This is a genomic window from Methylobacterium litchii (assembly GCF_038442315.1).
In the GTDB taxonomy this organism is placed as follows: domain Bacteria; phylum Pseudomonadota; class Alphaproteobacteria; order Rhizobiales; family Beijerinckiaceae; genus Methylobacterium; species Methylobacterium litchii.
The window spans coordinates 25,204-47,011 of sequence record NZ_JBBXMY010000026.1; the positions used below are offsets into that span (position 1 = coordinate 25,204).

The window sequence follows — 21,808 nt, forward strand, 5'->3', positions numbered from 1 at the left end:
GCGACGGTTGCCGGCAAGGCCCACGTTGCACTGCGGTATTCGGGTTCGGGCGTTGCCCAAGACGGTTCGAGGAGACCCGGCCCGCGCGGCCCGGTTTGGAAAACATTCTGGCCTAAAAAATTTTCGCCATCCGGAAACTTGGCTGTTTCTCAGCGGGTTGAGGCGCCCGGCCGGGGCCGGTCCCCCTGCGGCGCCGACGCCGCGGCTGCCACAGAAAAATCTTAACCAATCGCGATCATGGTCCCGATTCGTCGGCAACGGCGACGATCCGGCGTACTTGCAAGCATCCGCACAAGTAATACGCCCGAAACGCCACTCCACGCGAGTTCCGGTTGTGATGACAGGCAGTCCTCCCACGCTCGTCGCGGCGCTCGAGCGCTGCCGGATGGCTTTCATCGGCGTGGCGTGCATGAGCGCGCTGGTGAACGTGCTCTATCTCACCGGCTCGTTCTTCATGCTCGAAGTCTACGACCGGGTGATCCCGAGCCGGTCGGTGCCGACCCTGATCGGCCTCTGCGTGCTCGCCCTCATGCTCTACGTGCTGCAGGGCCTGCTGGAAGCAATCCGCGCGCGGGTGCTGGTCCGCATCGGCATGGCGCTGGACGAATCCCTGAGCGGGCGGGTCTTCGACGTGACCGTGCGCGCGCCCCTGCGGGGCGGCCTCGGCCCGGACGGGACGATGGCCCTGCGCGACCTCGACCAGTTGCGGGCCTTCCTGTCCGGCGGCGGGCCGTCGGCCCTGTTCGACCTGCCGTGGATGCCGGTCTACCTCGCCATCTGTTTCCTGTTCCACCCGCTCATCGGCGTGGCGGCGGTCGTCGGCATGCTGGTCCTGGTGGCGGTGACGCTGCTCAACGACCGGGCGACCCGCAAGCCCACCGCGCAATCGGCGGTCCACGCCCAGCAGCGCAGCGTCCTCGCGGAGGTCTCCCGGCGCAACGCCGAATCCCTGGCGGCGCTCGGCATGCAGGGCCGGCTCGGCCGGCGCTGGGGCCTCGTGAACCGCGATTACGCCCTCACCCAGCAGCGCGCCTCGGACGCGGTCGGCGGCTACGGCGCCCTGTCGAAGGTGTTCCGCACCGCCCTGCAATCGGGCGTGCTGGCGCTGGGCGCGTGGCTGGTGATCCACAACGAGGCCACGGGCGGCATCATCATCGCCTCCTCGATCCTCGTCTCCCGCGCCCTCGCCCCGGCCGAGCTCGCCATCGCCCACTGGAAGGGCTTCGCCGCCGCACGGCAGAGCTGGCGGCGCCTGTCGGACCTGTTCGCCCGCCTGCCGGAGGCACCCCGTCCCCACGCCCTGCCCGCCCCCGTGCGCTCCCTGGCGGTGGAGGGGATCGCCGTCTCGCCCCCCAATTCCCGGCGTCTGGCGGTGCAGGAGGCGACCTTCGCCCTCGCCGCCGGCCAGGGGCTCGGGATGATCGGCCCAAGTGCCTCGGGCAAGTCCTCCCTCGCCCGCGCCCTGGTGGGCATCTGGGCGCCGGTGCGCGGGCAGGTCCGCCTCGACGGCGCGGCCCTCGACCAATGGTCGAGCGAGACCCTCGGCCCGCATCTCGGCTTCCTGCCGCAGGAGGTGGAGCTGTTCCCCGGCACGGTGGCCGAGAACATCGCCCGGTTCGAGGACGGGGCGGATCCGGCCGCCGTGCTGGCGGCGGCGCGGGCGGCCTGCGTCCACGACATGGTCCTGCGGCTGCCGGAGGGCTACGACACCCGCATCGGCGAGAACGGCGCGGGCCTCTCGGCCGGGCAGCGCCAGCGCATCGGCCTCGCCCGCGCCCTCTACGGCGACCCGTTCCTCGTGGTCCTCGACGAGCCCAATTCCAACCTCGACGCGGAGGGCGAGGCCGCCCTCACCGAGGCGATCGTCGGCGTGCGCCGCCGGGGCGGCATCTGCGTGGTGATCGCCCACCGGCCGAGCGCGCTCGCCGCCCTCGACATGGTGCTCGTCCTGTCGGACGGACGGGTCCAGGCCTTCGGGCCCAAGGAGGAGGTGCTGAAGCACGTCCTGCGTCCGGCGACCCCGGTTCCCGCCCCCTCCCCGGCCCAGGCCGTCGCGACCCTGCGTGAGAGCGCGTGATGAGCACGACCACCATCCCCGCCATCGGCTCCCTCGGGGCGCCCCTCGCGCCGCCCCCGGCGCTGGCCCTCCCCTCGATCCGCCGCCACCTCATCGCGGCGCTGGGCCTCGGCCTCGTGCTGGTGCCGGGCATCGGCGGCTGGGCGGCCCTGACCCATTTCTCGGCGGCGGTGATCGCCCCCGGCCTGCTCGTGGTCGAGTCGGACGTGAAGAAGGTCCAGCACCCGACCGGGGGCGTGATCGGCGAGATCCTCGTGCGCGAGGGCAGCCGGGTCCAGGCGGGCGACATCCTCGTGCGCCTCGACGGGACGCAGATCCGCACCAACCTCGACATCGTCCTGAACGCCCTGGATGAGCTCGCCGCCCGCCGGGCGCGGGACGAGGCCGAGCGCGACGGGGCGACGGCGGTCGTCTTCCCCGACGACCTCGTCTCCCGCGCCCGCGGCAACCCCGCCATCGCCCACCTGATCGAGAGCGAGGCGCGGCTGTTCCAGTCGCGGGTCGCCGCCCGCGAGGGCCAGAAGGCGCAGTTGACCGAGCGCATCGCGCAGCTGGGCCAGGAGATCCGGGGCCTCGGCGAGCAGGCCGCCGCCAAGAACCGCGAGATCGCCCTGATCCAGCAGGAGCTCACGGGCGTGCGCGACCTCTTCGCCAAGAACCTCGTGCCGATCTCGCGGGTGACGGGGCTGGAGCGCGACGCGGCGCGGCTGGAGGGCGAGCGCGGGCAGCTCGTCGCCGCCACGGCCTCCTCGCGCGGCAAGATCGCCGAGACCGAGTTGCAGATCTACCAGATCGACCGGGAGATGCGCACCGAGGTGGGCAAGGACCTCGCCGAGATCCGGGGCAAGTGGTCGGAGCTCATCGAGAAGCGGGTGGCGGCGCAGGACCAGCTGATGCGCATCGACATGCGTGCTCCGCAGGACGGCGTCGTCCACCAGATGACGGTCCACACGGTGGGCGGCCTCGTCACTCCGAACGAGCCCGCCATGCTGATCGTGCCCCAGGCCGACCAGCTCCTCGTGGAGGTGCGGGTCCAGCCCCAGGACATCGACAACGTCCGCCTCGGGCAGAGCGCGATGCTGCGCTTCTCGGCCTTCAACCTGCGCACCACGCCGGAGGTGGCGGGCGAGGTCGTGCGGGTCTCGGCCGACGTGACCCAGGACCCGAAGACCGGGCAATCCTACTACACCGCCCGCGTCCGCCTGGAGCCGAGCGCCAAGGAAGCCCTCGGCGCCCTGCGCCTCGTGCCGGGCATGCCGGTGGAGGCCTACATGCAGATCGGCGAGCGCTCGGTGCTCTCCTATCTGACGAAGCCCCTCACCGACCAGATCGCGAAGGCTTGGAAGGAACGGTGAGGGGCCCCGCCGGGGCCTATTGCGTCGCGGAGGTCACGGCCACCGCGCCGAAGGTCTGGTTGGCGCTGCCCTGGCAGGTCCAGGCGATCGTCCCCGCGCCGCTCGTGACCGCCGCGCCGTTCACGTCGAGGCAGAGCCCGGCATTGTAGGACGAGGCGAGCGAGGAGCCGTTGCCCTGCGCCCGGCCGAGCCACGCTTGGTTCGTGCCGCCGTGGCAGCCCCACTGGTAGACCTGGGAGCCCGGCCCCGGCGTCCCCGCGAGGGTTAGGTCCAGGCACTTGCCGTTGGCGGCGTTGACGAAGGTCTGGCCGCCGCCGGTGAGCTTGACCTGCCAGGCCTGCTCGGCGGCGCCGGTGCAGACCTGCTGCGTCACCGGGGCGCCGTCGTTGCCGTTGCCCGCCGGGACGGAGAGGCACTGGCCGGAATGGGTGGCCTTCAGGGCGATCCGCGCCGGGCCGGGGGTGAAGGTCTGGTTCGCGCCGCCGTGGCAGGACCAGACGATGGCCCCCGCCCCCGCCGCCGTGGAGGCGCCGCTCACGTCGAGGCAGAGATTGGCGTTGTAGGCCGAGACGAGGGCATTGCCGGCCCCCTGTCCGCGCGGGTTCCAGCCCTGGTTCGTGCCGCCGTTGCAGGTCCATTGATAGACCTGCGAGCCCGGCCCCGGCGCCGCCGCGAGGGTCATGTCCAGGCACTTGCCGGTCGCCGCGTTGACGAGGGTCCGCCCGCCATTGCCGGCCTGAACCTGCCACGTCTGCTCCGCCGCCCCCGTGCAGGGCTGCTGCGTCACCGGGGCGCCGTCGGCATTATTGCCCGCCGGGACGGCGAGGCACTGCCCCGAATGCGAAGCTCTGAGGGCGAGGCCGACCGGGCCGATCGTGGCGCCGAGGCCCCCCGTGCCGCCGTTGCCCCCGGTGCCGGTGCCCGTGCCGCCGGTCCCGCCGGTTCCGGTCCCGCCCGTGCCGGTGCCGCCGGTCCCGGTGCCGCCGCCGTTGGAGGCCACGGCCGAGGGGGCGACGGGGGTCGTCACCTGGACCGGCGCCGTGACGCCGCCGAGGCCGACGATCACCCCCGGCGAGGGCACGCCCTTCGTGTCGATGGCGACGAGCTGGTAATAGCCGGGGGGCGCGACGGCGCCGGAGGCCGGCATCCTGGCGGTGACGCCCTGGCCGGAGACGCTGAAGCTCGCCACGTAGCGCCGCTGCGTGGCGTTGAAGCTGTGGGTGACGGCGCTGAGCCCGACCAGCACCACCTGCGACAGGCCGTTCGGCGAGTTCAGCTCGAACGACAGGGATTGGCCGTAGCCCGGCGTGATCGAGGCGAGGCTGACGATCCGGGGCCGCGTCGCCAGGGCGGCGGTGCCGTTGGCGGCGGTGAACAGGTAGGGCGGATAGTAGATCTCGGCGTTCTGGTTGTTCACCGGGCCGGGCGCGCCGCCCCCGGCGATCAGCAGGGCGCCGTTCTGCATCAGGATCGCCGTCGAGTGGTAGCCGCGATAGACCGCCCCCGAGGCGCCGACCGACCATTTGCCGGTGCGGGGGTCCCAGATCTCCGATTGCAGGACCGCGTTGTCCCCCGCCTGGTCATTGTACTTGCTGCCGCCGGTGACGGCGACCTGCCCCGTGGGCAGGACGGTCGCCTGCGCCCAGGCCCGGCCCACGCTCATCGGCGCCGTGTCCGCGACCACGGGGGTGGTGCCGTTCACGTCGATCGTGGTGGCGAGGCTCGACGACAGGAACCCATCGCCATTCGTGTAGCTGTTGCCGCCGACCTGGAGGATCTTGCCGGTGTCGTACATCACCGCCGTCGAGACCGGCCCGACATTCGGCGCGTCGGTGGCGCTGGCGGCATTGCGCTGCGGCTGCTTGAAGGCCCATGTCGTCACCGAGCCGGTGCCGGAGGCGTTCAGGACCCACATCTTGTCGGCGGAGATGCCGAAGACCTGCCCGTTCGGCGCGACCCATGCGCGGGGATACCACCAGCGGCTGTTGTCTGGCCCGAACGCGTCGCGGCTCTTGGCGCCGAACAGGCTGCTCCACTGGCCCCCGGCCAGGATCTCCGGCGTCATGCCGGTCATGTAGCCCTTGTCGATGCTGCCCTGGGGGTCGCTGAACCCGCCGAGATAGGGATAGGACCCGCCCATGATGAGCTGGCGCCCGTCGGGCAGGGTGATCATCGTGGAATAGTAGCGGTCGTTGGCGAGCTTGGCCGGCAGGGCGCCGAGGCCCGAAGCCTGGTTGTTCAGGACGACGCTGCCCTTGTCGTTGCCGTTGTCGAAGATGCCGCCGGCCACGAGCAGGGACCCGTCCCCGAGGAAGGCCTGCGCGCCGCAGAAGCTGTTCACGCCGGTGATGCCCGGCAGGGTCTTGTGGCTGCCCCCGGTGAAGCCCAGGGTCGGATCCCAGATATCGAAGGTCCGGCCGTCCTGAACGCCGGGATTCCCGCCGGGCGTGCCGAAGGACACGACCTTGCCGCTCGGCAGCAGGCCGAGGGTGATTGCGTTCATCGGCCAGTCGCGCACCGGCGAGAACAGGCCCGCGCTCGGGGCCGAGGCCGAGATCGACAGGCCCGCGAGCAGCGGGTCGGCGACGGGATTGACGACGATCCCGTACAGGGCGGCCTGGGCGGGGCCGCTGGCGAGCACGGTCGCGCAGAGCAGGGCGCTGCGGAGCCGGAGGGGCCGGGGAGCGGCACGGGACATGGTGTTCCTCGGGGCAATGAACGGAACGGCGCGTTGCTCTCAGGATCTCCGCTCGGCGCCTCGAGCGGAATGAACTGCTTTCGCGGCAAATGGATTGCGCGATAGACAATTTGATCGCGATGAACAGTCTTGTTTTAAGCGAAGACTATTGTCGAAAACTATCCCTTCCCGCCGATTCCCGGCGCCAGGGTAAATCGATTCGGCGGGTCCTGCGGCCCCCGCGCGAGGCCCGTGCGGCAAGTAAGTCGGGGGTGCGCCGTCCGATCCCGACCGTTCCGAACCGCGTTGCGGGTGGGTCGCGGGGTCATGGACTGTCGTCGCGATGTAACCAGAGATTGCAACTTCATCGGAGAGGTGATGCAACTCCAAACAGCGCGATCGCTCGCTCAGTTTCCGCTCAATTTTGACTTGCTCTGTCCTTTTAGGAGCTTACTGGCTGCTAGAAACGTTCGTAAGTTGCAAATAAGCGATTTATTAACCACGAAATCATAGTCCTGTCCCTGGGAAGCAGAGCCGAAGTGGGGACCGTGGGTCGTATGAAGGGTCGCGCACAGATGATCGGCGCGGCACTCCTGTGCGCCGCGGCCACGGCGGCCCCGGCCGCCGAGCCCCTCTCGGACATCCCCGCGTCCGGGGCCGGGTTGCGCGGGAGTGCGGGGATCGTGGTCCGGGGCAACGACCGGCTGGTCGGCAGCGAGAGCGCCACGCCGGATTCCCTCCCCGCCGGGATGGTGAGCCTCGACCTCGTGGACGTGCCCCTGGCCGTGGCGGCCAAGGCGGTGCTCACCGACACCCTCGGCTGGGGCTACACCCTGGACGCGGAGGCCGGCGGGCCGATCACCCTCCAGACCGGCGGCCCGGTGAGCCGCGCCGCCCTGCTCTCGCTGTTCGAGGGTGCCCTGTCGAGCCGGGGCCTCGCCCTGAGACGCCGGGGCCGCATGGCGCAGATCGTGGCGGCGGGGGCGGGCACCCTGCAGCCGGTGCGCGGCGTCGGCGCCGAGGCCGGCGCCGTGGTGGTGCCCCTGCGCTGGATCTCGGCCGCCGAGATGCAGGCGATCCTGGCCGCCGTCGCCCCGCGCGACGTGGTGCTGCGGGCCGACCGGGCGCGCAACGTCCTGATCCTCAGCGGGGATGCCGGTCAGATCCGCACCCTGCGCCAGACCATCGCGGTCTTCGACGTCGACTGGATGCGCGGCATGTCGACGGCGATGCTGCCGGTGCGCAGCTCCAATCCCCGGGCCATCGCCCGCGACCTCACGCAGATCTTTGGCGGCGAGACCGCCGGGACCGGCGACGTCATCCGCTTCGTGCCGAACGAGGCCCTGAGCGCCGTGCTCGTGGTCACGTCGCGGTCGGCCTATCTCGACCGCGCCCAGGTCTGGCTCGGCGAGCTCGAAGCCCTGGCCGCCGACCGGGAGCGGCAGCTCTTCGTCTACCGGATCCAGAACCGCTCGGCGAAGGAACTCGCCGCCGTGCTCCAGAGCGTCGTCGCCGCCGAGACCGGCACCAGCGTGAACGTCTCCTCCGGCGCCGGGTTCGGGGCGGGCGGCCTCGGTGCCACCGCCGGCGGGGCGGGGTTCGGCGCGGACGGATCGGGAATCGGGGCCGGGCTCGGCACCTCCGGCTTCGGCGGCGATCCCGCGACCGGGTCCGGCGCGCAGGCCGGCTTCTCCGGCGGCCCCTCGGGCGGGGTGTCTGGCGGGCTGTCGGGTGGGGCGGGAAGCCTCGCCGCCACGGCACCGCTCGGCGGCGGCGGCGGTGGGTTCGGCCAGGGTGCCGGGGCGCAGCCGGCCGGATTCGGGGGCGGGGCTCAGGGCGGCGCCAGCTTCGCCTCGGGTTTCGCGAGCGGCTACGGGGCCGAGGCGGGGGGCGGCTACGGGATGACGGGGGGCGGGATGGCCGCCGGCCTGCCGCGCCGGGACATGATCGGCATCGTCGCCGACGAGACCAACAACAGCCTCGTCGTCTCCGCGACCCGCAACCAGTACGACAAGATCCTGCGCATCCTCGGGCGGCTCGACGCGATGCCGACGCAGGTGCTGCTGGAGACCGTCATCGCCGAGGTGACGCTGAACGACCAGCTGCAGTTCGGCGTGCAATGGTTCCTGCAGAACCGGGGCGACCGGCTGAACCTCGCCTCCAACGCCTCGGCGGGCCTCGCGGAGTCCGCCGTGCCCGTCACCGGCACCGGCACCGCCGTCAGCGGCACCGCCGCGCTGATCAGCGCCGCGACGCGGGGCATCCCCGGCTTCAACTACCTGATGAGCGGCTCGAACTTCAACGTGGTGCTGAACGCCCTGCAGGGCATCACCACGGTGCATGTCCTGTCCTCGCCGAACATCACCGTGCTCGACAACCGCACGGCGAAGCTCCAGATCGGCGACCAGGTGCCGATCGTGCGGCAGAGCGGCCAGAGCGCGCTCGCCGCCGGCGCGCCGATCCTGAACCAGATCGAACTGAAGGACACCGGCGTCATCCTCTCGGTGACGCCGCGGGTGAACAAGAACGGCCTCGTGGTGCTCGACATCAACCAGGAGGTCAGCGACGTGGTGCCGACCACCACCTCGACCATCAATTCGCCGACCATCCGCCAGCGGCGGGTGGCGACCAGCGTGGCGGTGAACGACGGCCACACCCTGGCGCTCGGCGGCCTCGTGCAGGAGAAGTCGCAGCTCTCGAACGAGAGCCTGCCGATCCTCGGCGACCTGCCCCTCATCGGCACCGCCTTCCGCAACCGCTCGGACATCCGCGTCCGCACGGAGCTGATCGTCTTCATCCGCCCGAAGGTCATCCGCGGCACCGCCGAGGCGGACAAGATCGCCGACGATTTCCGGCAGCAGTTCCGGGCGATGATGCCGGTGCGCCCGGTCCCCCCGCCCCCGCCCATGGCGATGCCGCTGCCCGGCACCGAGGGCGTGCTCCGGCGCATGATGGACTAGGCGAAGACCCCGCCCGTTCTTCCGCCGGAACGTAGAATCGCGTATTGCGCAGACGGGACCGGGCATTCGCCTGCCCCTTCTAGCCAATTGGTCTTGCGCGAATCCCCATCCGACGCCGCGTTACGCTCGGGCGCATCGGGGATCGCGCGGGAGGTCCGGGAGCGACCGCGCGCGATGCGGAGAGCGAGTCACGAGGGCGTGTCGTGCGCCCCCCATCACCTCTACACACACGCCGAATGGCACGATCCGCACATCGCCTTCGCGCGGATCCACGCCCTCTCCGCCCTCGCCGCGTCCGCCTTCGAGATCCTGCGGCCCGTCTTCGGGCGGCACGCGGTGGAGCGCCCGATGCCGGCGGCCCTCGACGGGCCGTCGCCCGACGACATCGCCGCGCTGCGCGCCCATTACACGGACGTCAACCGGCGCCATGCCAGCGCCAGCCCCTCCTATTGGGTGCGGATCCGGAGCGCCGTCGTCTGGCGGAACATGATCTTCGTCGAGGCCGACGGCGAGACGATCCCCCTCTACGAGACCTTCCGCATCATCGACAGGCAGGAGCGGGGCGGCGCGGTCGCCGAAGAGTTGAAGGGCCACGCCATCCGCGAGTTCGACGGCGGCGGCGCCGACGTGATCTTCTCCGGCTCGGTGGGGTCGTTTAACTACGGCCACTGGCTCGCCGACGACTTCCCGCGCTACGCCGTGCTCGCGGAGGCGGAGCGGCCCCTGCTGTGCCTGTTCTCGTCGTTCGACCCGGCGATCGACCGGATCCGGCAGGAGGGCGTGGCCCTGGTCGCCGGACCGCAGGCCTGCGCCTGCCGCTTCGTGGATCGCGACATCCCCCTCAGGGTGCGCGACCTCCTCTACGTGACGCCGTGCTCCGAGCACCCGTTCGTCAAGAACCCCCAGGCCCTGGCCTACCTGCGGGATCTCGGGCAGCGCACGGTCCCCGCCGCCGCGCCGGGGCGGCGCCTGTTCGTGAACCGCGCGGAGCGCTGGCCCCGCCGCCTGAGCAACCTCGCGGACCTCGCCCCGATCCTGCGCGACCACGGCTTCGAGGAGATCGTGACGGACGACCTGTCGCTGCGGGAGCAGATCGCGGCCTTCGCGGGGGCGGGGATCGTCGCGGGCATCATGGGGGCCGGCATGACGAACACGGTGTTCAGCCCACCCGGCACCCCGCTCCTCTGCCTCGCGCCGAGCGGCTGGGCCGAGCCCTTCTTCTGGGACGCGGCGGCCGCCTGCGGCCAGCCCTACCACGCGCTGTTCGGCGTGCCCGACGCGGACGACCCGCGCCCCCTCCACCAGAAATCCTTCTCCGTCGATCCCCAGGCGCTGGCGGCCATGCTGGAGCGTATCGCGGGGTGATCGATCACGGCCTCAAGGCGGGCGGGGCATCCGCGAACGGGGCCGGGCGCAGGGTCGCCGGGCGGCCGAGGAACTCGGCCTCGTAGCGGCGCCCGCGCTGGACCACCGAGACCCGGTCCGCGCCGACCGCCGCGACGTGCCAGTCGCCCCTGCCCTCACCCGCCGCGAGCCAGCCCTGGGCGCCGCTGCCGTCATCGATGAAGGCGCTCGCCCGGCCGCCGTCGAGGCGCAGGCCGCGCAACACCAGGACCGGCGCCGCCGGGTCGGGCCGCAGGATCAGGTCGCGGCTGCCTTGCGCCGTCCAGGGGCGGCGCTCGGGGTCGAAGAGCGGCCGGCGCACCGCCGAGCCGTCGGCCGGGGCGGGGGCGATGGAGGCCGCCCGCGCCACGGCCGGGATCTCCTCCGCCGGCATCGCGAAGGCGGCCAGCGCCGCGAGACCGGCCAGGGCGAAGGCGCTGCGCGACCCCCAGCCGCTCGCGGCGAGCATCCGGGCGAGGGCCGTCACGGTGTCCTCCGGGGTGAGGGGGCTGGCAAGGGGGCTGGCGGCGCGACCACGCCGCGCGTCACGAGGCTGAGGCGCATGAGGGTCGGGCGGCCGATCTCCCCGTCGGCCGGGCGCTCGATGCCGAGGTCGGTCTCCTCCAGGGCGACGAGGGGCGCACCGGTCTCCAGGGCGTGGACCAGCCCGTGCAGGCCCTCGGCCGTGCCGCGCAGCATGCCGCGCAGGCGCGGCAGGTCCGGGCGGGCGGGATCGGGATCGAGGGTCGCCGCGTCGATCACCACCGCCCGGTCCGCCGCCAGAGCGTCGAGCCGGGCGCGGAAGGCGGCGAGCAGCGCCTCCCCGTCCGCCGCGACCAGCGGCGGGATGGATTCGGGCCGGGCGGCCCGCTCCCGCGCCCGGTCGAGGCGGTCGCGGGCGGTCTCGATGGCGGACGAGGCATCGAGGGAGGACGAGACCGCCCCCGCCCCGAGGGCGAGGAGCAGGCCGCATCCGGCGAGCCGCACCAGCAGCGGCCGCAGGGCGAGATCCGGCAGACGCGTCACGGGCGGCCTCCCCGGTCGGCGCGGGGCAGGTGCAGGGTGAGGCGCCGCGTGCCTCCCGCCTCGTCCTCCGCCCCCTGCAGGACCGGCGGCCCGAAGCCCGGCACCCGGCCGAGGGCCGCGAGCGCGCCCGCCTCGTCCCGCGCCGAGAGGGTGACGAGCGCCCCCGTCCCGTCGAGACGGAGGCTCACCGCCGCGGCGCCCTCCGGCAGGGCGGCGGCCAGGGCGTCCCAGGTCCGGCCGAGCGGCGGGGCGCGAGTGGCGAGGATGGTCGAGAGACCCGCCTGGACCGGCGCCGCCACGCCCACGATGGCGTGCCGCGCGGCGGCGAAACCCTCGTCGAGGGCGGCGAGCGTCGCGTCCTGCTGCGCCCGCCAGCCCCAGAAGGCCACCGCGAGGAGCAGCCCCGCCCCGAGCCACAGGGCGACGTCGCCCTTGCCCGCGCCGCCGAGCAGGACCGGCAGGGCCCGGTGCCCGTGGCTCAGGAGATCGACCGGCAGGGTCTGGTCCTCGGCGCGGCCCACCGCCACCGGCCCGACCGGCAGCCCGGCCGCGGCGAGGGCGTCGAGCACCGGATCGAGCCGCGCCCGCTTGACCACCACGTGCCGCACCCGCAGGGCGCGCGCGGCGACGTCCTCGCCCTCCACGAACCAGTCGCTGTAGACACTCGCCGCCCGGAACGGCGTGGCGGCCTCCAGTTCCTCCGCCAGCAGCGCGCGCATCCGCGGCAGGGCGGCGCTCGGCACGTCGAGGCAGCGGATGAAGCAGGCGGCCGGGTCGAGGAGCACCTTGGCCCGCATGCCCCCGCGCCCGCCGGCCACCGCCGCGACGCGCTCGGACAGGTCCGCCGCCCCGGCCTCGAACCGGTAGGTCCGCGCCGCGCCCTCGCGCCGGTCGATCACCGTCACGGCCTCGTCCCCCGGCGCGCCGAGGCGCACGGTCAGGGCGGTGGGCAGGCGGTCGGCCCGGGGCTCGGAGAAGCCCGACAGGTGCACCGCCGCATCGAGGATCGGCCGCAACCGGGCCGCGCCGGCTCCGCCCAGCCAGTGGCGGAACGCGGACGGAACGGCGGATGGGGCGCTCACGGTCAGGCTCCGGTTCATCGCGTGAGTCTTCGTTAAGCCTCCGGTATTTCCAACCCTTTAAGGTTGTCTCATCTGCATTCGTTCGTTGAGCGGTGGCATGCAGACGGAACAACCGGCAAACGGGACGACCGGGCGATGCTGAACATCTGGGCCGCCAAGAGCCGCCCGCTGCGGGCGGTGCCCGACCGGCGCGGCGACCGGCGCGGGGCCCGCGACGCGGCGCGCGACTTCATCGCCTTCCTCGCCGAGCGCGAGGCGCTGGACGCCGCCGGGCACGAGCGGGCGCTCGCCGCCCTCGACCTGCCGGGCCGGCGCGCCCTGCCCGTCCTGCTGGTGGAGCTCGGGCTGATCCACGAGGCGACCCTCGTCACCGCCCTGTCGGAGGCGACGGGCCTGCCGATCCTCGACCCCGAGGAGATCCCGCCCGCCCCCGTCCTGCCGGAGGCGATCGGCGCCGAATACTGCGCCCGCGCCCGGATCCTGCCCGTCGCCGCCGGGCCGGACGGGCTCACCGTGGCCGTGGTCGATCCCTTCGACCCCGAGACCGTGCCGGCGCTGGAACACCTCGCCGACCGGCCGGTGGAACGGCGCCTCCTCGGCCCCGGCGGGTTCGAGCGGGCGCACCGGGCCGTCTACGGCGATGCCGCGCCGGAGGAGGACGGCGCCGTCGATGACGACCTCGCCCGCCTGCAAGACGTGGCGAGCCAAGCGCCCATCGTGCGGCTCGCCGCCCGCCTCGTGCGCAAGGCCTTCGAACTCTCGGCCTCGGACATCCACCTGGAGGCCGAGGAGGCCGACATGCGGGTGCGCTACCGGGTCGATGGCGTGCTCATCGAATCCGAGCGGCTCGCGAAATCCGTGCAGCTGGCGCTCACCACCCGCATCAAGATCCAGGCCGGGCTCAACATCGCCGAGCGGCGCCTGCCGCAGGACGGGCGCATGAAGGCCCCCGACCGGGGCCAGGAGGTGGATATCCGCGTCTCGACCCTGCCCACCGCCCATGGGGAGAGCGTGGTGCTGCGCGTCCTCGACGGCTCCCGCCGGGTGGAGGATGTCTCCGATCTCGGCTTCGACGCCCCGGCCATCGCGCGGATCGAGGCCATGACCGCCCGGCCGAACGGCCTCGTCCTCGTCACCGGCCCGACCGGCTCGGGCAAGACCACCACCCTCTACGCGGCGCTCAAGCGCCTCAACGGGCCGCATCTCAAGGTCGTCACCGTCGAGGACCCGGTGGAATACCGGATGGCCGGCGTGAACCAAGTGCAGGCCCATCCCGGCATCGGCCTCGACTTCGCCGCCGCGCTCCGCTCCATCCTGCGCCAGGACCCGGACGTGGTCATGGTCGGCGAGATCCGCGACGGCGAGACCGCGCGCATCGCCGTGCAGGCGTCGCTGACCGGCCACCTCGTGGTCTCGACGCTGCACACCAACTCGGCCGCCGCCGCCGTGACCCGGCTGATGGACATGGGCGTCGAGCCCTATCTCATCGCCGCCACGCTCAACGGTGTCGTCGCCCAGCGCCTCGTGCGCCGCCTCTGCGACGACTGCGCCGAGACCGTGCCCGGCACGGAGCGGGACCGGATCGCCCTGGGCCTGCCCCCCGGCAGCGCCTTGACCCTGCGCCGCCCCTGCGGCTGTCCCGCCTGCAACGGCACCGGCTACCGGGGCCGGATGGTCGTGTCCGAGGTGATGCTCCTCGACGGGGCGTTGCGCGGGATGATCGCGGAGCGCGCCGGGGAGCAGGCCATCGCCGCCCATGCCCGGGCCGGCGGCATGACCTCCCTCGCCGAGAGCGGGCGGGCGCTGGCGATGGCCGGCCGCACCAGCCTCGACGAGGTCGGCCGCGTCCTCGAAGGGATCGCCTGATGGGCCATTTCGCCTACAGGGCCTACGCCGCCGACGGGCGCACCCGCGCGGGCAAGGTCGAGGCCGAGACCCGCCAGCGGGCCGTGGCGCAACTGCAGGGCGAGGGGCTGCGGGTGTTCGCCATCGCGCCCGCCGCCGCCGGGCCGGACGCCTTCTGGAAGCGCGACCTGTTCGGCCGCGACCGGGTGAACGACGCCGCCCGCGTCGCCTTCCTGCGGGAATTCGGCACCCTGCTCGGCGCCGGCCTCACCGTCGACCGGGCGCTGCGGCTCACCGAGCGGCAGGCCTCCAAGGCCCTGCGCCCCATCCTCACCGACCTGCTGGAGCGGGTCGTCGGCGGCGCCTCCCTGTCGCGGGCCATGGGCGCGCATCCGCAGGCCTTCCCGCAGGACATGGTCGACATCGTCCGCGCGGGCGAGGCCACCGGCACCCTCACCGACGTGATCGCCTCGCTCACCGCCTCCATCGCCCGCCGGGACGCGGTGCGCCGCCACCTCGCCTCCGCGATGATCTATCCCGGCCTGCTGGTGCTGATGGCGATCGGGACGATCGCGATGATCGTCGGCGTGCTGGTGCCCGCGCTCGCCCCGATGTTCGAGGGCAGCGGGCAGGAGCCCCCCTTCGCCATCCGCGCCGCCGGGGCGCTGGGGGATTTCGTCTCCGCGTGGTGGCCCGTGCTCCTCGGCGGGCTCGCCGCCGCCCTCGCCCTGCTGGCGCGGAGCTGGCGCCGGCCCGGCTTCGCCGCCGCCCGCTCGGCGCTGGCCCTGCGCCTGCCCCTGGTGCGGGACGTGGTGATCGGCATCGAACTCGGGCGGATCTGCCGGGTGCTGGCCACCCTCCTGCAGGCGCAGGTGCCGGTGCCCGACGCCGTGGCCGCCACCACGCCGCTCGCCGGCAACCGCGTCTTCCGCCTCGCCCTCGACGAGGCCGGGCAGCGCCTCGTGGAGGGCGGCAGCCTCGCCTCCGGCCTCGGACGCCTGCGCCCCTACGCCCCCTCCACCCTGAACCTCATCGCCAGCGGTGAGCAGGTGAACCGGCTGGGCAGCGTCCTCGGCCACGCCGCCGAGATGCACGAGACCCAGACCCGCCAGCGCATCGACGGGATGCTCGCCCTGTTCACCCCCCTCGTCACCGTCGCCATCGGCGGGTTGATCGGCGGGCTGATCGTCTCGGTGATGGGGGCGATCCTGAGCGTCGGGCAGCTCGCGCAGTAGAGCAGGGCGCTGCCCTGCACCCGCCAAAGGGCTTGCCCTTTGGGATCCCCTTTCAGGCCGGCGTCAGGAACAGGGCGGCGTGCAGGCCCAGAGCGAGGAACGGGCCGAAAGGTAAGCGTGTCCTCGCATCGAGGCGGGCGAGCACCACCACGAGAAGCGCCGACAGGCTCGCCACCAGGAGGACGAAGGGCAGACCGGTCAGGCCCGTCCAGGCCGTGGCGGCGGCGAGGAACTTCACGTCCCCGAGCCCCAGCCCGATCCGGCCACGCAGGCGGGCATGGAGCGCCCTCACCCCCCAGAACAGGCCGAAGGCGACCGCGACCTCCCCGACGCGCAGCCACACGAATTCCGGATCCTGCCAGGCCGCGAGCCCGAGCCCGGCGGCGAGCAGCGCGAGGTTCAACCCGTTCGGGATGATCCGCCGCCGCCAGTCGATCCAGGCGATCGGCAGCGTCAGCGGCAGGGGGGCGAGGGCGAGGAGGAGGTCGGCGGGGGGCACGGGCCTCAGGCTCGGGCGGCGCCGACCCGCACGAACTGGCTCGCCGGGATGCGTGCCGGACGGGACGCGGCCGGGACCGCCCTGCCCCGGCGCAGGGCGCTCCATTCGCGCAGGTGCAGCCAGAGGGTGTAGGCGCCGACGGAGCCCGCCGCCACGCCCGTGAGCCAGAGGCCGATCAGCGTCCCGTAGGCGACGACGTTGTTCAATTCGCGCATCAGCCCCAGCACGAAGGCGGTGTACCACGACACCCCCGAGACCGCGCCGGAGACGAGGAAGATGCCGGTGCGCGCCCCCGAGATGCCGTCGAGCATCGGGCGGCCGACATCGCGCAGGATGCCGGGCAGGACGGCGCTGTGGATGATGAGCCCGTTCAGGGTGAGCACCACCACCACGGTGATCTTCGCCCAGAGCTTCGGGTTCTGGAACTTCTCCGGCGATTCCGCCGCGTAGACCGCCAGGAAGCCGAGCCCCGACAGCCACAGCAGCACGATGCCCACCGTGCAGACCTTGCTGACGAACAGGAAGATCCGCGCGATCTCCGGCGGCAGGCTCCCCCAGCGCATCCAGCGCAGGATCCAGAAATCGAGCATCGTCGCCCCGCCGAGGCCGAAGCACAGGCCGACGAGATGCAGCCCCACCAGCAGGGTGAGCACCCGCACCGGCGGCAGCGGACCCGGCAGGGCGAGGGTCAGCGGCTCCGCCAGCGCCGGGCTCGCGCCCAGGAGGCCGAGCAGAAGGCCGGCGCCGATGGGAAGAACAAGGCTCGCGCGCAAACCGCTCATCGTCTCTGCCGGCCCTTTCGGGCCCGTCCCTCCGGGAGTACGAGGGTTTTGTCGCAGGACGGCGTTAACAAAGGTGAAAACCACCGCCGGAACCTGCCGCGAAAACCACCGATCGACCCTTGTCGCGCCAGCGAAATCTTTAGAAAGCTCGGCCATCATGCCGGCCTATAGACGTCGTGATTATCGGAGCCGGGAAATGAACGGGAGCATGAGCCGCGCCGAGGCCGAGGAGGCCGGGGAGGCGGGCTTCTCGCTGGTGGAATTGCTGGTGGTGCTGGCGATCATCGGCATGATCGCGACGATGGTGACGCCGCAGGTGCTGGGTTATCTCGGCCGGGCCAAGGGCGAGACGGCGCGCATCCAGGTGAAGAACATCGCGCAGGCGGTGGAGCTGTATTACCTCGACCTCGGCGGCTACCCGAGCTCCGACCAGGGCCTCCAGGCGCTGGTGCAGCCGACCGGCCCCGGCTGGCGCGGCCCGTATGTGCGCGACGCGCGCGGCCTGGTGGACCCGTGGGGCCACCCCTACCTCTACCGCTCACCGGGCCTCGGCGCGTCACCCTACGAGGTCTACTCGCTGGGCAGCGACGGCAAGATCGGCGGTTCGGGCGAGAGCGCGGACGTCGCCAGCAACTGAGGGATCCCAAAGGACGAGTCCTTTGGTGGGGTCCAGGGGCAAAGCCCCTGGGCTCTTTTTTTATGTGTCCCCCTCACCGGCCAACCCGTACACGGCCTCCCCGTGCCGCCGGAGGGGGCCGCCCTCGCCCGAGCGCTTCCACAGCCGGGTGTTGAGGGCCGCCACGGGATCGCGACCCGGAATGGCGAAGCCCCGTGCGATCAGGGCATCGTGGATCTCCCGCGCATGGAGGGGCCGTCCGGCCTCGTGGAGGACGGCGCAGGCGGCCTCGACGAGGGCGCGGCCGTAGCGGCGGGCGCCGGTGGGATCTTCGGCGAAGGCGACGGGCTCCGGCGCGGCGGGGCGGCGGACCCGGGGCGCCGGAGCGGGGGCCTCCCTCTCCCCGACGGGCTCCGGCGCGGGAGCGGGCGTGGGCGCCGGCCGGGGGATCCCGGCATTCAGCCGTCGGCCGAGTTCGAGGTAGAGGACGAGGTCTGCGATCTCGCGGTCGAGGGTTTCCCGCTGGCGCCTCAGCTGCGCCAGCCGCTCTTCCGCCTCGTGTTCCGAGAGGCCCATTCCGTTCCCACCGCGTCAATTCCCTGCACGGAATAAGGGAATACATCGGCCCGGCGCAACGGAATAACCGGCATTCCCTGCAATTATTCCACGTCTTCCGTCATCTTCCCTGCGATCTTCCGTTTCGTTCCCTTCCGGGGCGGAACGAGCAGGGCGGTCTCGTCGGCGGGGGAGAGAACGAGCCCGTTCTCATCGAGGCTCGCCGGCAGCTTCGGGAATACCTCCTGCAGGTGGGCGAGGTCGGCCTTGAACCCCTGCCGGAAGCTGCGGATCGAGGCGTTCTCCGCCCCGAATTGCTGGTGCAGGTTGTTCCAGGTCAGGCGCAGGGGTCGGGGCAGCGCCCGCAGGCGGTAGCCGAGCCAGAACAGCAGGTCGAGCTTGCGCGCCGAGCCGGAGAAGGCCTTCGCCGCCCGCATGTCGACGGGCAGGGCGTGGCGGATCAGGGTCTCGTAGAATTCCTGGTCGAAGCGCACGGTGCGCCCGCCATCCTGCACCTCGTCCCCCTCGCCCGCGCGGGAGCGCCAGAGTTCGAGGCTGCGGAACGGCGGCACGTTGAGGGTGGTGGCGCTGTCGCGCCCGTCCCAGAGGCCGATCTGCATGGTGCAGGCGGCGAGCCGGTTCAATTGCTCCTTGAACTGGCGGATCGTGCCGCGCTCGCCCCCGGTCACGGCGAAGCCCATCTCGCGCATGAAGCCCGAGAGAGTGTCGGCCACCTGCACCACGGCGCTGCGCTGGCGCACGGCCTCCGTGCAGAGGTGCAGGAGCATCAGCCGCGCCTTCGGCCCGTAGGGCAGGCCCTGGGGCGCGAAGGCGCCCGTCGTGGGGTCCTTGAGCCGCCCGGCGATGAGGTTCAGCGAGTTGCGCCCGTAGGTCCGGGAGAATTCCCGCACCGCCCCCGGATCGCGATAGGGCAGGCCGCACAGGGCCAGCACCGAATGGATGTGCTGGAGGTTCTCCGGCAGGGCGGGCTCGTTCTCGATGACGAGGCGCACCGCGTCCCGCCGCTTCTGGTCGCGGGACAGGTCGGCCCGGCGGGCCTCCTCCTCGCCCTGGGCGGCGCGCGTGGCGTCGCGCTCCCGCTGCCGATGGTGCAGGTGGGCGACGATCGGCGCGAACAGGAAGCCGCCCCGGGCGGCCTCCAGCTCGGCCAGGAGGTCGGGATCGCGGATCTCCGCGACCATTGCCTCGATCCCCATTGCGTCCCGTGCTCGAACCCCGGCCCGCATCGGACGGACCCCCGACAGGACATGGCACGATTCGCGGGCGCGGGGCGTGACCGCTTCGGACTTGTCCCGGCAATCCACGTTTCCCCGCCACGCTTCCCCCGTGGGCGCGGCGCGGGGGCCGGCTCGTTCCGAGGCGCACGCAGAGTTCGATACGCCCCCTTGTCCCCGGACTTCACACCCTTCCCTGCCGATCGACGCCGAATTGCATACGCGACCACGCAGAATCCCATGCGCCGGGGCGCCGCGCTGGCGCAGACTCCCATACGCCACCGCGCAGAGTTCCATACGCATCCGCGCAGAGTCGGATACCGGAACCGGCCTCAACCACTTGTGAGTACAGGGAGAACGGCGTGGGCATATAACCTGCTGAACAGACTCTCTGATAAAGATGTTTTGATAATCTTCCTAATGCGCGCGAGGTTCGTTCGCCAAACCGGACGGGAGGGTCAGAAGGAACGAACATGTTTTGAAGGGAATAACCCCGTTTCGTCCACAGAACGGGCCGTGTGAAGCGACCGGACGAAGCCCCGACTTGACGAAACCCGAGGCGAAGGCTTCACCCAAGGCTCATTCCTCCAGGCATGGTTCGAAGGAGCCCGCCCTCCCCGTGGCGCCACCCGACACCCGCAAACCCGGACGGCCCTTCCGGCCCCGTCATCACGGCCGCCCGGCCCATCCCGGCGATCCCCCTCCCCGGCCCGCTGGCGACGACGCGATCGTCCTCTACGGCTGGCATCCGGTCTGCGAGGCGCTGGCCAACGAGAAGCGCGGCCTGCGCCGCCTCCTCGCGAGCGAGAACGCCATCCTCCGGTTGCAGGAGACCTTCGGGGAATCCCTGCGCATCGCGCCGGAGCTCGTCCGACCCGCCGAGATCGGGCGGCTGCTCGGGGCCGATGCCGTCCACCAGGGACTCTATCTGGAGGCGGATCCCCTCCCCGCCCCCGCCCTCGACGCCATGCCGGAGGACGCGCTGCTGCTCGCCCTCGACCAGATCACCGATCCGCACAATGTCGGCGCCATCGTCCGCACCGCCGCCGCCTTCGGCGTTACGGGTATCGTGACCACCGTGCGCCACGCGCCGGGGGCGACGGGGGTGCTCGCGAAATCCGCCTCGGGCGGGCTGGAGCACGTGCCGTTCATCACCGTCCGCAATCTGGCGGAGGCGCTGATCACACTCGGGGAGCGGGGGTTCACCCGAGTCGGGCTCGATTCCGATGCGGAGGTAGAGCTGGGAGCACTCAACGCGCAGCGGCCCCTCGTCATCGTGTTGGGGGCTGAGGGGAAGGGTTTGCGGGAGCGTACGCGCAGTTGCTGCGATACCCTTGCGCGGATCCCGTTCTCGGGGGCCATCCGCAGCCTGAACGTGTCGAACGCGGCGGCTATCACCCTGTATGCGTTGGGGCGGAAGTAGTCGGGGCCCTGCCCCGACACCCCGCCAAAGGGCTTAGCCCTTTGGGATCCCCGGATGGGCCGCGATGGCGCCGGCCGTCGTGAGCCAGATCTTGTCGCGGTGGGACGCGATGTGGGCGAGCGCCCGACGCAGCGGGCCCAGGCGGTGGGGCTGGCCGGTGATGTAGGGGTGGAGGGCGATGCCCATCACCAGAGGTGCCGAGGCGGATTGCGCCAGCATCTCCTCGAACCCGTCGAGGATCGCCTGCGCGAACTCCCGCCCGGTCTCCTTGCGCGCGACGATGGCCGGGATGTCGTTCAATTCCTGCGGATAGGGGATCGCCAGGATCGGGTTGCCGCGCGTGGCGAACCAGGTCGGCTGATCGTCGTGGCACCAGTCGAGGAGATAGCGGTAGCCGGCCTCGGCCAGGAGGTCGGGCGTGGCGTGCGATTGCGAGATCCATGGACCGAGCCAGCCCTCCGGCGCCCTGCCCTCCTCGCGGGTCAGCACCTCCGTCGCCTCCGCGATCAGCGCCCGCTCGGCCGCCTCGTCGAGAACGCCCTGCCGCTCGGCGTTGCTGCGCCCATGGGCAACGATCTCGTCGCCCCGCGCCCGGAACGCCTCGATCAGGCCGGGACAATCCCGGTAGAGCCGGCTGTTCGCCAGCACGCTGACCGGCATGTGCAGCGCGTCGAACAGGTCGCGCATCCGCCACGCCCCGACCCGGTTCCCCCAATCCCGCCACGCATAGTTGAGCACGTCCGGCTGCGGCCCGCCCGGCGCCAGCTCCGCCCCGAGCCCCGACCCGAAATCGAAGGTCTCGAGGTTGAGCGCGACATAGACCGCGAGCCGCTTGCCGCCGGGCCAGTCATAGACCGGCCGGTCCGGCAGGGCGCTGTAGGGGTATCGTCCGTGATGAGGAAATGTCATGCGGCCAAGATAGGGCGCAGGTCGAACACGAAAAACCCGCCGCGTCTTTCGACGGGCGGGTTGTTCGTGTGTTTGGTTGCGGGGGTTGGATTTGAACCAACGACCTTCAGGTTATGAGCCTGACGAGCTACCGGACTGCTCCACCCCGC

General features: G+C 72.2%; 17 protein-coding genes. 8 read left to right on the top strand and 9 right to left on the bottom strand.

What is annotated here, in order from left to right; all coding sequences use genetic code 11:
- The first annotated feature begins 385 nt into the window (after positions 1-385).
- Positions 386-2,077, top strand: a complete 1,692-nt coding sequence (locus AAHF99_RS25600; RefSeq protein ID WP_342167168.1) for a type I secretion system permease/ATPase — start codon at positions 386-388, stop codon at positions 2,075-2,077.
- Positions 2,077-3,432 carry an HlyD family type I secretion periplasmic adaptor subunit gene (locus tag AAHF99_RS25605; RefSeq protein WP_342167169.1) on the top strand — a complete coding sequence of 452 codons (1,356 nt, stop codon included), beginning with the start codon at positions 2,077-2,079 and terminating at the stop codon, positions 3,430-3,432. The genes AAHF99_RS25600 and AAHF99_RS25605 overlap by 1 nt, the downstream gene beginning before the upstream one ends.
- 16 nt (positions 3,433-3,448) lie before the next feature.
- Here the strand turns inward: AAHF99_RS25605 and AAHF99_RS25610 are convergent, their stop codons facing one another.
- On the bottom strand, positions 3,449-6,130 hold the full coding sequence (locus tag AAHF99_RS25610; RefSeq protein ID WP_342167170.1) for an RICIN domain-containing protein: 2,682 nt from the start codon (positions 6,128-6,130) through the stop codon (positions 3,449-3,451).
- 536 nt (positions 6,131-6,666) lie between these two features.
- Here AAHF99_RS25610 and gspD point away from each other — a divergent pair.
- Both gspD and AAHF99_RS25620 read left to right on the top strand, forming a co-directional pair.
- Positions 6,667-9,069, top strand: coding sequence for a type II secretion system secretin GspD (gene gspD / locus AAHF99_RS25615; RefSeq protein WP_342167171.1), 2,403 nt, complete (start codon positions 6,667-6,669; stop codon positions 9,067-9,069).
- 174 nt (positions 9,070-9,243) lie between these two features.
- Positions 9,244-10,434, top strand: coding sequence for a glycosyltransferase family 61 protein (locus tag AAHF99_RS25620; RefSeq protein ID WP_342167172.1), 1,191 nt, complete (start codon positions 9,244-9,246; stop codon positions 10,432-10,434).
- A gap of 4 nt (positions 10,435-10,438) precedes the next feature.
- Here the strand turns inward: AAHF99_RS25620 and AAHF99_RS25625 are convergent, their stop codons facing one another.
- The 3 genes from AAHF99_RS25625 to AAHF99_RS25635 are packed head-to-tail and all read right to left on the bottom strand — an operon-like array spanning position 10,439 to position 12,560.
- On the bottom strand, positions 10,439-10,939 hold the full coding sequence (locus AAHF99_RS25625; RefSeq protein ID WP_342167173.1) for a hypothetical protein: 501 nt from the start codon (positions 10,937-10,939) through the stop codon (positions 10,439-10,441).
- Entirely contained in the window at positions 10,936-11,478 is a 543-nt protein-coding gene (locus AAHF99_RS25630; RefSeq protein ID WP_342167174.1) for a hypothetical protein, read from the bottom strand. The genes AAHF99_RS25625 and AAHF99_RS25630 overlap by 4 nt, the downstream gene beginning before the upstream one ends.
- On the bottom strand, positions 11,475-12,560 hold the full coding sequence (locus AAHF99_RS25635; RefSeq protein WP_342167175.1) for a hypothetical protein: 1,086 nt from the start codon (positions 12,558-12,560) through the stop codon (positions 11,475-11,477). Before AAHF99_RS25635 ends, AAHF99_RS25630 begins: the two co-directional genes overlap by 4 nt.
- 135 nt (positions 12,561-12,695) lie before the next feature.
- Between AAHF99_RS25635 and AAHF99_RS25640 the strand changes: the two genes are divergently transcribed.
- Entirely contained in the window at positions 12,696-14,426 is a 1,731-nt protein-coding gene (locus AAHF99_RS25640) for a GspE/PulE family protein (protein WP_342167176.1), read from the top strand.
- Positions 14,426-15,640 (top strand): type II secretion system F family protein, encoded by a 1,215-nt coding sequence (locus AAHF99_RS25645; RefSeq protein ID WP_342167177.1) that lies wholly within the window; start codon positions 14,426-14,428, stop codon positions 15,638-15,640. The genes AAHF99_RS25640 and AAHF99_RS25645 overlap by 1 nt, the downstream gene beginning before the upstream one ends.
- Before the next feature lie 52 nt (positions 15,641-15,692).
- Here the strand turns inward: AAHF99_RS25645 and AAHF99_RS25650 are convergent, their stop codons facing one another.
- A complete protein-coding gene (locus AAHF99_RS25650; protein ID WP_342167178.1) occupies positions 15,693-16,139 on the bottom strand; it encodes an A24 family peptidase in 447 nt (148 codons plus the stop codon).
- A gap of 5 nt (positions 16,140-16,144) precedes the next feature.
- Positions 16,145-16,921 (bottom strand): hypothetical protein, encoded by a 777-nt coding sequence (locus AAHF99_RS25655; RefSeq protein ID WP_342167179.1) that lies wholly within the window; start codon positions 16,919-16,921, stop codon positions 16,145-16,147.
- Between the two features lie 196 nt (positions 16,922-17,117).
- Between AAHF99_RS25655 and gspG the strand changes: the two genes are divergently transcribed.
- Entirely contained in the window at positions 17,118-17,558 is a 441-nt protein-coding gene (gspG, locus tag AAHF99_RS25660; RefSeq protein ID WP_342167180.1) for a type II secretion system major pseudopilin GspG, read from the top strand.
- A 60-nt stretch (positions 17,559-17,618) separates the two neighbouring features.
- Here gspG and AAHF99_RS25665 read toward each other — a convergent pair whose 3' ends face one another.
- Positions 17,619-18,113 (bottom strand): hypothetical protein, encoded by a 495-nt coding sequence (locus tag AAHF99_RS25665; RefSeq protein WP_342167181.1) that lies wholly within the window; start codon positions 18,111-18,113, stop codon positions 17,619-17,621.
- Positions 18,114-18,196: 83 nt separating this feature from the next.
- Positions 18,197-19,309, bottom strand: coding sequence for a replication protein RepA (locus AAHF99_RS25670; protein ID WP_342167182.1), 1,113 nt, complete (start codon positions 19,307-19,309; stop codon positions 18,197-18,199).
- A 637-nt stretch (positions 19,310-19,946) separates the two neighbouring features.
- Between AAHF99_RS25670 and AAHF99_RS25675 the strand changes: the two genes are divergently transcribed.
- The gene (locus tag AAHF99_RS25675; protein ID WP_342167183.1) at positions 19,947-20,750 is read left to right on the top strand and encodes a TrmH family RNA methyltransferase; all 804 of its coding nucleotides are present in this window, start codon (positions 19,947-19,949) and stop codon (positions 20,748-20,750) included.
- 33 nt (positions 20,751-20,783) lie between these two features.
- Here AAHF99_RS25675 and AAHF99_RS25680 read toward each other — a convergent pair whose 3' ends face one another.
- The gene (locus tag AAHF99_RS25680) at positions 20,784-21,659 is read right to left on the bottom strand and encodes a polysaccharide deacetylase family protein (RefSeq protein WP_342167184.1); all 876 of its coding nucleotides are present in this window, start codon (positions 21,657-21,659) and stop codon (positions 20,784-20,786) included.
- Between the last annotated feature and the right edge of the window lie 149 nt (positions 21,660-21,808).

Excerpts from the sequence above, each read along its gene's own strand:
- AAHF99_RS25600 (WP_342167168.1), top strand. The coding sequence starts at position 386 with ATGGCTTTCATCGGCGTGGCGTGCATGAGCGCGCTGGTGAACGTGCTC.
- AAHF99_RS25605 (WP_342167169.1), top strand. The coding sequence starts at position 2,077 with ATGAGCACGACCACCATCCCCGCCATCGGCTCCCTCGGGGCGCCCCTC.
- AAHF99_RS25610 (WP_342167170.1), bottom strand. The coding sequence starts at position 6,130 with ATGTCCCGTGCCGCTCCCCGGCCCCTCCGGCTCCGCAGCGCCCTGCTC.
- gspD (WP_342167171.1), top strand. The coding sequence starts at position 6,667 with ATGAAGGGTCGCGCACAGATGATCGGCGCGGCACTCCTGTGCGCCGCG.
- AAHF99_RS25620 (WP_342167172.1), top strand. The coding sequence starts at position 9,244 with ATGCGGAGAGCGAGTCACGAGGGCGTGTCGTGCGCCCCCCATCACCTC.
- AAHF99_RS25640 (WP_342167176.1), top strand. The coding sequence starts at position 12,696 with ATGCTGAACATCTGGGCCGCCAAGAGCCGCCCGCTGCGGGCGGTGCCC.
- AAHF99_RS25645 (WP_342167177.1), top strand. The coding sequence starts at position 14,426 with ATGGGCCATTTCGCCTACAGGGCCTACGCCGCCGACGGGCGCACCCGC.
- AAHF99_RS25655 (WP_342167179.1), bottom strand. The coding sequence starts at position 16,921 with ATGAGCGGTTTGCGCGCGAGCCTTGTTCTTCCCATCGGCGCCGGCCTT.
- gspG (WP_342167180.1), top strand. The coding sequence starts at position 17,118 with ATGAACGGGAGCATGAGCCGCGCCGAGGCCGAGGAGGCCGGGGAGGCG.
- AAHF99_RS25665 (WP_342167181.1), bottom strand. The coding sequence starts at position 18,113 with ATGGGCCTCTCGGAACACGAGGCGGAAGAGCGGCTGGCGCAGCTGAGG.
- AAHF99_RS25670 (WP_342167182.1), bottom strand. The coding sequence starts at position 19,309 with ATGGGGATCGAGGCAATGGTCGCGGAGATCCGCGATCCCGACCTCCTG.
- AAHF99_RS25680 (WP_342167184.1), bottom strand. The coding sequence starts at position 21,659 with ATGACATTTCCTCATCACGGACGATACCCCTACAGCGCCCTGCCGGAC.